Here is a 10,470-nt window from a genome sequence, read left to right as displayed (position 1 = left end):
TGGTTCTTGGTTCTTGGTTCTTGGTTCTTGGTTCTTGGTAGAAGATAGATACGTTACCGCCAAGGACCTAGGACCATCTTTTCCTAGAACCATTCTTTTCTAGACTGTGCTACCATGGTTGCAGTTTGAACACACTTACTGAATTCAAAGGAATCATTTCATGATCTACAGCATGACTGCGTACGCGCGCAAAGAGGTCAAAGGTGACTGGGGTAGCGCAGTATGGGAAATCCGCTCTGTAAACCAACGTTATCTCGAAACATACTTCCGCCTTCCAGAGCAGTTCCGTGGTCTAGAGCCTGTACTTCGAGAGCGTTTTCGTAAGCGTCTCGCACGCGGTAAAGTTGAGTGTCACCTGCGTTTTGAAGCAAACCCTGCTGCGAAAGGCGAACTGAATATCAACGAAACACTGGCCAAGCAAGTGATTGGTGCTGCGAATCAAGTCATGGCTTTAACTGGCGAAGAGAGCCGTATCAACCCTTTCCAAGTGATGCAGTGGCCAGGTGTGATGGAAACACCTGAACAGGACATGGACACCATTAACAAAGCGCTGTTAGATGGCTTTGAAGGTGCACTAACGGACTTCATTGAAGCACGTGGCCGTGAAGGTGAGAACATGAAAGCGCTGATCATCCAGCGTCTTGATGCAATTACTGAAGAAGTCGTGAAAGTTCGGGCTCGCATGCCAGAAATCATTGAATGGCAACGCGAACGTCTACTGGGCAAATTTGAAGAAGCTAAAATCGAGCTAGACGCTTCTCGTGTTGAGCAAGAGCTGATTCTTCTAGCGCAAAAATCTGACGTAGCAGAAGAGCTAGACCGCCTAGACTCTCACGTTAAAGAAACCAACAGCATCATGAAAAAAGGTGGCGCCGTGGGTCGTCGTCTTGACTTTATGATGCAAGAATTCAACCGCGAGTCGAATACGCTAGCCTCTAAGTCGATTAGCACCGACATCACCGCATCAGGCGTTGAGCTTAAGGTGTTGATTGAACAGATGCGTGAGCAAATTCAGAACATTGAATAGTGCAATCATTGTACATGAAGCAGGCTTAGGCCTGCTTTTTTTGTGCCTCATTTGGGCTCTCAAAAACAGCATCCGAATCATCAAAAGTAAAATATAGGAACCCCACCGTTCATCTTCTATACTGCTGAAATACGCTAAGCAACAGGATGGGCATGGATGCCAGCGGCAATACGTAATCTAACCCTCAGAACCAAAACAACTCTGATTGTAATAGGGTTACTTGTTGTCGTTTTGACGATGAGCTATCAAGTTCTCCACTCGCTCATGGAGAGAAATGCCGAAGCCAAAAAGACCATCGAACTTCTCAATGTCGCTCAATCACTAGATAGCATTGCCCACTATTTTGCTGTCGAGCGTGGCCTATCCGAAGGGTATAAATCCAACCTAGATGAAAGCATCCGGCAAAAATTACTCGCGGCGAGAGCAGAAGCAGACAAGGCGAGCGAGCAGTGGCGCAACTTATCCATCCAACATCCCGAGATTGAACAAGAGTTTAATGAGCAAAAACAACTCCTCGCTCGGGCGATTGAGCACACATCAATGGTGAGAGACTTCGTTGACCACGGCGTTGGCGAGTACTCCTTCAAGCACTACTCGGGACTGATTGAGCAAGCATTAACGATCTACGATGGCATCATCAGCACGATAGAATCACCCGATCTTGTCGATGATTTGCTCCACCACATCAATCTACTCTGGCTCAAAGAGCGCGCTGGACAATCAAGGGGTATTCTCAATGGCATTTTTGCCTCGCCTGATGCAGAGATATCGAATGATAAGATGATCGATACTGGCTTTTACATCCGAAGCTTCGATTGGAATTTGAGGTTACTCAAGCAGCGCGCTCCCGAGTCGCTCTATAGCCCGATTATCAACTGGGAAACCCACCAAATCATCGACCAGATTGAGTCGGAATTTGTCACCGAAGGGCAACTGACTCAGTCGCTTAGCGGCATCACACCGGATTACTGGTTTCCTCTCGCAACCGAGCGTATAGACCGTATAAAAGCGATCCTTGATCAGCAGAATCAACAAATATTTCAAAAAGCGTTCCAAACGGTACAGAGCACCAACCGCGACTTGGTCATTGGTGCAGTTGGTTTAGCGATGGCCATCGCCTTTTTGGTGATACTACTCTTGATGTCGAGGCAACTGGTACAGAGGTTAGAAACACTTCTGGATGCCACCAAACATGTTGGACAGGGCGATTACAAAATATCACTCCCCCAAAGCTACTTTAATCAAACCGATGAAATCAGCCGCTTAAGCACGGGATTTATTCATATGGCAAGCTCGCTTGCCCACAAAGAGCAGCAAATGCTCGAACATAACCAACAACTGCAACGGGCGACCGAGCAAGCGCAGTCGGCAGCGCGTGCCAAGAGCGAGTTTTTATCCACCATGAGCCACGAGATCCGCACTCCAATGAATGGCGTGATTGGTATGACCGATCTTCTCCTGGATACGGAATTGGATGAGCAGCAATTCAAGCTTGCCCGCACCTCACGAGACAGTGCGGAATCCCTGCTGGCTATCATCAATGACATTCTGGATTTTTCTAAATTTGAGGCGGGCAAAATCGACCTGGAGCAACTCGAGTTTAACCTCGTTGAGCTTATCGAAGACATTGGTGCGACGCTCTACTTGGGTGCCTCTCAGAAGAAACTGGAGTTAATCTGCCCTGCCAATCCAGTGCTCTCTCAATGGCACATTGGCGATCCTGGGCGCATTAGACAAATCCTCGTCAATCTGATTGGTAACGCCGTAAAATTCACCGAGCAAGGCCAAATTGCCGTCTATGTCTCTGTCCAATCAAAAGATGAGCATATCGACAGGGTGAAGTTCTCAGTGGTCGATTCGGGAATTGGTATCGAAAAAGCCCATCAAGACAAGCTGTTTGATAAGTTTACTCAAGCCGACAGTTCGACTACCCGAAAATATGGCGGTACAGGTTTAGGGTTATCGATAAGCAAAAAGCTGGTCGAGCTTATGGGTGGTGAGATTGGCGTGCATAGTGAAGTTGGCAAAGGGTCTACGTTCTGGTTCGAAGTGCCTCTGCCTCATCTCGCTGAAAAAGATGTTCACTACGCCCCCAAAGGCGATCTCATGCAGCAAAGTATCTTGGTGGTGGATGACAACCCGATCAATCTTCAATTGGTGGGGCAACTGCTTTCTAACTGGTCTATTGAATATCAGCAGGCCAGATCTGCCCAAGAAGCGATGTCTATGCTCGCGAAAGCACACGACAGCGGCGCGCCCTACTCTATCGCTATTCTTGACTATGAAATGCCACAGATTAACGGCATTCAACTGGCGCGTAGCATCAAAGCAGACGTGAATCTGCGCTCAACTAGGCTGGTGATGCTCTCTTCTGTGGTGCAGCGCGGCGATATGAAGCTAGTTAAGGACAACGGCTTTAGCGCCTACCTTACCAAGCCGACACAACAAGCCGAGCTATTCGATGTATTGTCTCGCGTTGCCGCGCTTGATGGGATCGATGATCAAAGTATGTTGTTCATTACCAAGCACTCGCCGACACAAGCGCCAGAGTTTAATGCCCATGTATTGGTCGTCGATGACATGAAAACAAACCAGGTGGTGGTGAAATCGCTGCTCTCCAAATTTAAGGTTAACGTCGATGTTGTAGAAAATGGTCAGCAAGCTCTTGATATTCTCCGAGAGCGCACGTTTGATATCGTCTTCATGGATTGCCAAATGCCCGTCATGGATGGTTTTGAAGCCACCATTATGATTCGCAAGCCTGAGAGCAAGGTCGTTGACCCCAATGTCACTATCATTGCGATGACCGCTAATGCTATGCAAGGGGATCGCGAGCGCTGCCTAGACGTCGGAATGGATGACTATGTCACCAAACCCATTAACTCAAAAATGCTCCTCGCGACACTGGAGAAATGGCTCACCACCGCGCGCCAGTCTGCTTAGCACGTTATCCACAAGACAGTTGAGTCTGCATCTAGGTTTGTGATACTCTTCGCCTCCATTTTTCTGGCCGAAATTTCAGCACTTCGACCAGTGTTTTATCTAAAATAGAAGAAGGCACCGACCGGCTTCTATTCCTTCAACCCAAGAATGCGGACACTGACAAATGATTGGTAAAGGCACCCTGTATATCGTATCGGCACCAAGCGGCGCTGGTAAATCGAGCCTAATTTCGGCGATGTTGGAAAAAACCCAACCTACGCAATGAAGGTTTCCGTTTCTCACACCACTCGTGGCATGCGCCCTGGTGAAGAAGATGGCGTGCACTACCACTTTGTTGAAAAATCAGAGTTTGAATCACTGATTGAGCAAGGCGCATTCCTTGAGTATGCCGAAGTGTTCGGTAACTACTACGGCACCTCTCGCCTGTGGATTGAAGAAACGCTTGAGAAAGGCATTGATGTCTTCCTAGATATCGACTGGCAAGGCGCGCGTCAGATCCGCGAGCAGATGCCAGAAGCGAAAAGCGTCTTTATTCTTCCGCCTTCAAACAGTGAGCTTGAGCGTCGCCTAAACGTGCGCGGTCAAGACAGCGATGAAGTGATCGCAAAACGCATGAGCGAAGCAAAATCAGAAATGTCACATTACAACGAGTACGACTATGTTATCGTCAACGATGACTTTGATGGCGCACTTGTTGATTTTAAAGCGATTTTGCGCGCTGAGCGCTTGAAGCAAGACAAGCAAGCTGTGAAATATAAAGGCATGCTGGATGCGCTATTAGCGGAGTAAGTTGCTCCTCTAGCAAAAACCAAATTCAAGAAATATACCGTCATCCTCACGAAGGTGAGGATCTTTATCCGCGAGTATTGCGCTCAAATAATGTGAGTCACTTGCCGTACGAGATCCCCTTTTTCAAGGGGATGACGAGTGTGCTACTTCGAAGGTAGCGCGCAATTAAAACCTAAGTAACAGTAGCTAAACGGATCATTTGTGATCTAGAATCTAAATGTAATAGCCTGTATACTTTCTCGTCATCAAAAATTTAGTTAACTATTGGAGTTCTTATGGCACGCGTAACTGTTCAAGACGCTGTTGAAAAAGTTGGCAACCGCTTCGACCTAGTTCTTATTTCGGCTCGCCGCGCACGTCAGATGCAAATCGGTGGTAAAGATGCACTAGTGCCAGAAGAAAATGATAAGCCAACGGTTATCGCTCTACGCGAAATCGAAGAAGGCTTGATCACGAAAGAAGTACTAGACGCACGCGAGCGTCAAGAGCAGCAAGAGCAAGAAGCTGCAGAACTAGCGGCAGTAAGCAGCATCGCTCACAACCGTTAATTCGACCTATCCAATCAGAGTTCCATCGACGTTCGGGCCTATAATTTGTACCTATTCGATAGCCTTAAAGACGTTGCCCAAGAATACCTAACAGAGCCTCAAATTGAGGCTCTGCGTCAATCTTATGTGGTAGCAAGAGATGCCCATGAAGGGCAGACCCGCTCTAGCGGTGAACCTTACATCATCCACCCTGTAGCGGTTGCTCGTATCCTCGCAGAAATGCGTCTGGATATCGAAACACTGCAAGCAGCTCTGTTGCATGATGTCATTGAAGATACGGAAGTCACCAAAGAAGAGCTAGAAGAACAGTTTGGCAACACCGTCGCGGAACTCGTAGACGGCGTCTCTAAGCTCGACAAGCTAAAATTCCGAGATCGCAAAGAAGCTCAAGCGGAAAACTTCCGCAAGATGGTGCTTGCCATGGTGCAAGACATCCGCGTGATCTTGATTAAGCTCAGTGACCGTACTCATAACATGCGTACATTGGGCGCGCTTCGTCCGGACAAGAAACGCCGTATTGCTCGTGAAACCCTAGAGATCTATGCGCCGCTTGCGCATCGTCTAGGTATTCACAACATCAAAACCGAGCTTGAAGAGCTAGGTTTTGAAGCGCTCTATCCAAACCGTTATCGCGTTCTAAAAGAAGTAGTGAAAGCTGCTCGTGGTAACCGTAAGGAAATGATCCAACGTATCCATAGTGAGATCGAAGGCCGCCTCGGTGAGGTTGGTTTGAACTGTCGCGTGTTGGGTCGTGAGAAGAACCTGTTCTCCATCTATAACAAGATGAAAACCAAAGAGCAGCGCTTCCACACTATTATGGATATTTACGCCTTCCGCGTTATCGTGGACACGGCGGACACCTGCTATCGCGTACTTGGTCAGGTCCATAGCCTGTACAAGCCTCGTCCTGGCCGCATGAAAGATTACATCGCGGTACCAAAGGCAAACGGCTACCAATCCCTACACACCTCCATGGTGGGGCCTCACGGCGTACCCGTTGAAGTGCAGATCCGTACTGAAGATATGGATCAAATGGCGGATAAAGGTGTCGCGGCGCACTGGGCTTACAAAGGCAATGGCGATCGCACTGGTACTACGGCGCAAATTAAAGCGCAGCGCTGGATGCAAAGCCTGCTTGAGCTACAGCAAAGTGCCGGTAACTCATTTGAATTTATTGAAAACGTAAAATCCGATCTGTTCCCAGACGAAATTTACGTGTTCACCCCAAAAGGTCGTATTGTTGAGCTGCCACTTGGCGCAACCGCGGTCGACTTTGCTTACGCCGTTCACACCGATGTGGGTAACACCTGCGTTGGTGCTCGCGTTGACCGCAATCCTTATCCGCTAAGTAAAGCGCTTAAGAACGGTCAAACAGTTGAGATCATCAGTGCTCCGGGCGCTCGTCCGAATGCGGCATGGCTAAACTATGTGGTGACATCTCGAGCTCGTACTAAGATCCGTCAGGTTCTTAAGACGATGCGCCGCGAAGAGTCTATCGTACTGGGTCGCCGCCTACTCAACCACGCGTTGGGTCGCCACTCTATTGATACCATCTACCCAGATAATATCAATGAAGTGCTGACCGATCTTAAGCTCGACTCTGTGGATGACTTGCTGGCTGATATTGGCCTCGGCGAGTTGATGAGTATCGTCATCGCGCGTCGCCTACTCGGTGATACCGATGAGCTGACGCAAACCAGCTCTGTACCAACCACAGGCAAAAAGCTACCTATCCGCGGCGCGGAAGGTATTTTGCTGACGTTCGCGAACTGTTGTCACCCGATCCCAGACGATCACATTATTGCTCACGTATCACCGGGGCGTGGCCTTGTGGTTCACCGCGAGACGTGTCCAAACGTGCGTGGTCACCAAAAAGAGCCGGATAAGTACATGGCCGTTGAGTGGAGTGACGACTTCGAGCAGGAATTTACTGCTGAGCTGAAAGTCGATCTACAAAACCACCAAGGTGCACTGGCTGAGCTGACTAATGTGATTGCTAAAACAGGCTCCAACATCCATGGTATCTCTACCGAGGAGCGTGATGGTCGTTTGTATACCGTCACCGTATTGCTCACAACCAAAGATCGCGTACACCTTGCGGGCATTATGAAGCGCATTCGCGTGATGCCGCACGCGCTTCGCGTCCGACGTCGTAAGAACTAGCACAGCTTTTTGATTTAATACGGGTTCGATGAATATCGAGCCCGTTTTATTTGGAACATCTCAATGAATTTAGAACGCTACAATCGTATTCAGGAAGTGCTCAAGGCACGTCAACCCGACCTGACTTTGCTGCTCGAGCAAGTGCACAAGCCAAACAATGTCTCTGCGGTAATTCGTACCGCCGATGCAGCTGGCGTCCACAAAGTCCATGCCGTTTGGCTGATGAGAAGATGCGCACCTTAAGCCATACCTCTGCCGGTGCTCGCAACTGGGTGGAAGTAGAGACACACGACACAGTAGCGGAAGCGGTTCGCGAGCTAAAATCACAAGGCATGCAGGTTCTTGCAACCAACCTTTCTGATTCTGCGGTCGATTTTCGCGACATCGATTACACCAAACCTACCGCTATCATTCTCGGTGGCGAGAAGAACGGCATTACTCAAGATGCGCTCGGTGAAGCGGATCAGGACATCATTATTCCCATGGTCGGCATGGTGCAGTCACTCAATGTCTCGGTTGCCAGTGCACTCATCCTATTCGAAGCACAAAGACAGCGCCAACTTGCGGGTATGTACGATCGTGAGGCAAGCGCGCTACCAGAAGAAACCATCCACCGCATCCTATTCGAACGCGGCCACCCGGTTCTCGCCAAAGTCGCCAAGAAGAAGAACATGCCGTACCCACCTCTTGATGATGAAGGCAGATTGTGGCGGATGAGGTGTGGTGGCAGGAGATGCAGAAGAAGTAATGGTTCTTGGTCCTTGATCCTTGATCCTTGATCCTTGATCCTAGATTATCGGCTCTTACTCCTAGAACCTAGGACCATCTTTTCCCTAGGATCGTCTTTAATCAAAACTGTACAAAAAGACAGTAAGATGCTTGAATATTCCCATCTAACACTCTGATGGATGGTGAATATGGCTCAGTTACTGTCGGCAATTCCTTTAACTTCGCTTACTGGCGTAGGGGCAAAAGTCGCAGAGAAACTTGAAAAGGTAGGATTGCACTCGGTGCAAGATCTGCTGTTTCACTTGCCTCATCGCTATGAAGACCGCACACGCATCTACCCTATCGTCAAACTGCACCCAGGCCTTTGGGGCTCAGTGCAGGGTAAAGTGATGAGTAGTGATGTCGCCTTTGGCCGTCGTAAAATGCTGACCGTAAAAGTCAGTGATGGCAATGGCACCATTACCTTGCGCTTTTTCAATTTCACCGCAGCAATGAAGAATAATTTCTCCGAGGGGCGCGTTGTTGTCGCCTATGGTGAAGTGAAGCGTGGCAATCACGGCCTTGAAATCATCCATCCTGAATACAAGTTTCATGCTGAGGGGAAAACGCCAAAGCTTGAGCAAACTCTGACGCCTATCTACCCGACGACTGAGGGTTTAAGGCAACTGACTCTGAAGAGTTTAACTGACCAAGCGCTAGAGCTCATGGATGGTGCCGCTGTTGACGAACTGCTGCCCAGTGGCCTGTACAACCAGCAAATGACGCTTAGCCAAGCGCTACACATTATTCACCGCCCGCCACCGAACATTAACCTCGACGATTTTGATGAAGGCAAGCACCCTGCTCAGCAGCGCTTGATCATTGAAGAGCTCATGGCGCAGAACTTGTCGATGCTCGCCGTGCGCAGCAAAGGTCAGCAAGATGCGGCTATTGCACTTGAACCTGCTCAAGCACTGAAACAAAAACTATTACAACAACTGCCCTTCTCACCAACAGGTGCACAGGCACGCGTTGTGCTAGAAATCGAGACTGACCTTCAAAAACCTATCCCTATGATGCGTTTAGTACAGGGTGATGTAGGCTCAGGTAAAACCCTGGTCGCAGCCTTGGCTGCAGTACGCGCTATTGAGCATGGCTATCAAGTGGCTATGATGGCACCCACTGAATTGCTTGCTGAGCAGCATGCGATTAACTTTGCCGGCTGGTTTGAGTCAATGGGCATTCAAGTAGGCTGGCTATCTGGCAAGCAGAAAGGCAAAGCGAAAGAGGCTGAACTCGCGCGCATTGCTAGCGGTGAGGCACAAATGGTTGTGGGTACCCACGCGCTGTTTCAGGAATCGGTCGAGTTTAAAAACTTAGCACTCGTTATCATTGATGAGCAGCACCGCTTTGGTGTCCACCAGCGACTAGAGCTGCGTGCGAAAGGTGCCAAGCAAGGATTCTACCCACACCAGTTGATCATGACGGCCACGCCCATTCCTAGAACGCTGGCGATGACCGCGTATGCAGATTTAGAAACCTCAGTGATTGATGAACTGCCACCGGGTCGAACCCCGATTCAAACGGTCGCCATTCCGGATACCAAGCGTGATGATGTGATTGAACGCGTCAAACATGCCTGCCTTCATGAAGGCAAACAGGCGTATTGGGTATGTACCTTGATTGATGAGTCTGAAGTGCTTGAAGCGCAAGCTGCTGCCGATACCGCAGAAGACCTGCAACGCAAACTCCCCGATCTTAAAATTGGTTTGGTGCATGGCCGCATGAAGCCAGCCGAGAAACAAGATGTAATGCAGCGCTTTAAAAACAACGAGCTGCATCTTTTGGTGGCTACTACAGTGATCGAAGTCGGGGTGGATGTGCCCAACTCCAGCTTAATGATCATCGAAAACCCAGAGCGTCTTGGTTTGGCTCAGCTACACCAGCTACGCGGCCGTGTGGGACGTGGTAGCGTCGCAAGTCACTGTGTGCTGTTGTATCACTCTCCACTGTCTAAAACGGCTCAGAAGCGCTTAGGCGTGCTAAGAGAAAGTAATGACGGCTTTGTCATTGCTCAGAAAGATTTAGAGATTCGAGGTCCTGGCGAGTTGCTTGGTACCAAACAAACCGGCTTGGCTGATTTTAAGATCGCGACTTAGTTCGTGACCAGCGCTTAGTGCCAGAAGTGCAGCGCATTGCCCGTCATGTTCATGAACAATATCCGGACAATGCGAAGAAGATTATCGACCGCTGGTTGGGTGATAGAGAGTTTTACGCTAAGGCGTAGGGATT

The 10,470-nt window shown here is 49.1% G+C and carries 4 protein-coding genes and 3 pseudogenes; all 7 read left to right on the top strand.

The window, feature by feature from the left end; translation table 11 throughout:
* The first annotated feature begins 160 nt into the window (after nt 1-160).
* The 7 genes and pseudogenes from TZ48_RS08350 (at nt 161) to recG (ending at nt 10,465) form a co-directional block, all read left to right on the top strand.
* Nucleotides 161-1,027 (top strand): YicC/YloC family endoribonuclease, encoded by an 867-nt coding sequence (locus tag TZ48_RS08350; protein WP_112478830.1) that lies wholly within the window; start codon nt 161-163, stop codon nt 1,025-1,027.
* Nucleotides 1,028-1,183: 156 nt separating this feature from the next.
* Nucleotides 1,184-3,970: a response regulator gene (locus TZ48_RS08345; RefSeq protein ID WP_112478829.1), complete on the top strand. Its 2,787-nt coding sequence runs from the start codon at nt 1,184-1,186 to the stop codon at nt 3,968-3,970.
* A gap of 166 nt (nt 3,971-4,136) precedes the next feature.
* Nucleotides 4,137-4,759 (top strand): annotated as a pseudogene (gene gmk / locus TZ48_RS08340) (guanylate kinase).
* A 275-nt stretch (nt 4,760-5,034) separates the two neighbouring features.
* Nucleotides 5,035-5,307: a DNA-directed RNA polymerase subunit omega gene (gene rpoZ, locus TZ48_RS08335; protein ID WP_006071268.1), complete on the top strand. Its 273-nt coding sequence runs from the start codon at nt 5,035-5,037 to the stop codon at nt 5,305-5,307.
* Between the two features lie 45 nt (nt 5,308-5,352).
* Complete coding sequence (spoT, locus tag TZ48_RS08330; protein WP_112478828.1) at nt 5,353-7,470, top strand: bifunctional GTP diphosphokinase/guanosine-3',5'-bis pyrophosphate 3'-pyrophosphohydrolase; 2,118 nt, start codon at nt 5,353-5,355, stop codon at nt 7,468-7,470.
* A 63-nt stretch (nt 7,471-7,533) separates the two neighbouring features.
* A pseudogene (gene trmH, locus TZ48_RS08325) lies at nt 7,534-8,218 on the top strand (tRNA (guanosine(18)-2'-O)-methyltransferase TrmH).
* Between the two features lie 169 nt (nt 8,219-8,387).
* Nucleotides 8,388-10,465, top strand: a pseudogene (gene recG, locus TZ48_RS08320) (ATP-dependent DNA helicase RecG).
* The last annotated feature ends 5 nt before the right edge of the window (nt 10,466-10,470 follow it).

The sequence above is a fragment of the Vibrio variabilis genome, from assembly GCF_003263785.1.
GTDB lineage: Bacteria > Pseudomonadota > Gammaproteobacteria > Enterobacterales > Vibrionaceae > Vibrio > Vibrio variabilis.
Note: the sequence above shows the minus strand (reverse complement) of the source record. Positions and strands in the feature narration are given on the sequence as shown.